This is a genomic window from Rhizobacter sp., assembly GCF_031412075.1.
Classification (GTDB): Bacteria; Pseudomonadota; Gammaproteobacteria; order Burkholderiales; family Burkholderiaceae_C; genus Rhizobacter.
Genome location: NZ_JANOCG010000460.1, coordinates 1 through 1,992 on the forward strand (window position 1 = coordinate 1; position 1,992 = coordinate 1,992).

The 1,992-nt window shown below is 67.6% G+C and carries 3 protein-coding genes; all 3 read left to right on the forward strand.

Annotation, left to right across the window (positions count from 1 at the left end; genetic code table 11):
• On the forward strand, positions 1–389 hold a 389-nt coding region (gene eutB / locus RMO40_RS17495; protein ID WP_309724181.1), incomplete at its 5' end, for an ethanolamine ammonia-lyase subunit EutB.
• On the forward strand, positions 386–1,240 hold the full coding sequence (gene eutC / locus RMO40_RS17500; RefSeq protein WP_309724183.1) for an ethanolamine ammonia-lyase subunit EutC: 855 nt from the start codon (positions 386–388) through the stop codon (positions 1,238–1,240). The genes eutB and eutC, both read left to right, overlap by 4 nt.
• An 89-nt stretch (positions 1,241–1,329) precedes the next feature.
• Positions 1,330–1,992: cyclase family protein (locus RMO40_RS17505; protein WP_309724185.1), on the forward strand; the 663-nt coding region annotated here is incomplete at its 3' end.

Below are 1,992 nucleotides of genomic sequence, written 5' to 3' on the forward strand. Positions count from 1 at the left end.
TGTATGACGGCAAGCAGATCATCCGCGCCGGCCTCGAAGACCACTTCTGCGGCAAGCTGCTCGGCCTGCCACTGGGCTGCGACGTCTGCTACACCAACCACGCCGAAGCCGACTCCGACGACATGGACACGCTGATGACACTGCTCGGCACCGCGGGCTTGAGCTTCCTCATGGGCGTGCCGGGCGCCGACGACGTGATGCTCAACTACCAGAGCACCTCGTTCCACGACGCGCTCTACCTGCGCGAGCTGCTGGGCCTGCAACGTGCGCCCGAATTCGAGCAGTGGCTGCACCAGATGAACATCACCGACGCTGCGGGCCGCGTGATGCCGGTTGCCTCAGGTCACCAACTGATTGAGCAGATGGGCCTGCCCCGCATCGCCGCATGAGCACGCCGGGCCGCCCCAAGAGCGACGACCGGAGTGCGCAGCACGAAGGTGCTCCAGTGAACGAACCCGACCTCACCCCCGACCCGTGGCGCGAGCTGCGTGTGCACACCCCGGCGCGGGTGGCGCTGGGCCGCACCGGTGTGAGCCTGCCCACCCACGAGCTGCTGCGCTTTGGCTGCGCCCACGCGCTGGCTCGCGACGCGGTGCATGTGCCACTCGACGCGCAGGCCCTGTGCCAACAACTGCAAGCCCACGGCTGGCCCAGCCTGCAGGTGCGCAGCGCCGCAGCCGACCGCGCCACCTACCTGCTGCGCCCCGACCTGGGCCGCCGCCTCGACGAGGCCTCGGTAGCGCAGCTGCGCGAGCACGCCCCGGCAACGGTGTGCGACATCCTGCTGGTGGTGGGCGATGGCCTGTCTTCGCTGGCGGTGAGCCGCCACGCCGTGCCACTGATCGAGCAGATCCGCGCACAAGCCCCCGTCACGTGGCGCTTCGGCCCCATCGTGGTGGCCGAACAAGCCCGCGTGGCGCTGGGCGACCCGGTGGGCGAGCTGATGCGCGCCCGCCTGGTGGTGGTGCTGATCGGTGAACGCCCGGGCCTGAGTTCACCCGACAGCCTGGGGATCTACCTCACCTGGGCGCCGCGCAGTGGTCGCAGCGATGCCGAACGCAACTGCATCTCGAACGTGCGCCCCGAGGGGCTGGGCTATGTGCAGGCCGCACGCAAGCTGCTGTGGCTGTGCGGCGAAGCGCTGCGCCTGCAGCTGACCGGCGTGCAGCTCAAGGACCGCAGCGATGTGGTCCAGGTCGGCGCAAGCACCCCCACCCACGTTCTGCCCGCCGCCCCCTGAGCCCGGCGCGGCAAAGGGAAAACGAGAGGCTTCGAGTCGGAGGATGGCGTGCCTATGATTTGCGCCCCACCCACTTCGGAGACACAGGCATGAACTCGATCAAGATGGTGCTGTCAGGCACCGCCGCCGTTCTGGCCCTCGGTGTACAGGCACAAGCTCTGGCACAAGCACAGGCCCAGCCGCTGCAGAGTTGCTACAAGTCGAAGTGGGGCCCTGATGACCAGAAGGGCGCGCTGAACCACATCACGCCCGCCAACACGCTGGAGGCCACCAAGCTCGTCAAGCGGGGCAAGGCCATCCGCATGGGCATCGAGACCAACAGCAAGACGCCGGCCTTCGCGCCACGCACCTTCTCGATCACCGTGCTGACGCCGGGGCAGGAGTACGGCGGCACGCTGGGCGAGACCAAGACCAACTACAACGACGACATCATCATGGGCTGGGTGGGCATCGGCTCGCAGCTCGACGGCCTGGGCCACATCGGCATCGACGGCATGTACTACAACTGCCTCAAGGGCAGCGAGATCGTGTCAGCCGGTGGGCTGAAGAAGCTGGGCATCGAACACGTGCCGGCCATTGCCACACGCGGCGTGATCCTCGACATGGTGGGCCTGACCGGCAAGGACCCGGTGCCCGAAGGCACGGCCTTCAACCGCAAGGAGATCGAGGCGGCCCTGAAGCGCCAGAACATCAAGTCGATCAACAAGGGCGACGTGGTGATCTTCTACACCGGCTGGACCAAGCTCATCGGC

What these genes read in the sequence shown, in the direction of transcription:
- eutC (WP_309724183.1), top strand. Translation starts at nt 386, where the DNA reads ATGAGCACGCCGGGCCGCCCCAAGAGCGACGACCGGAGTGCGCAGCAC.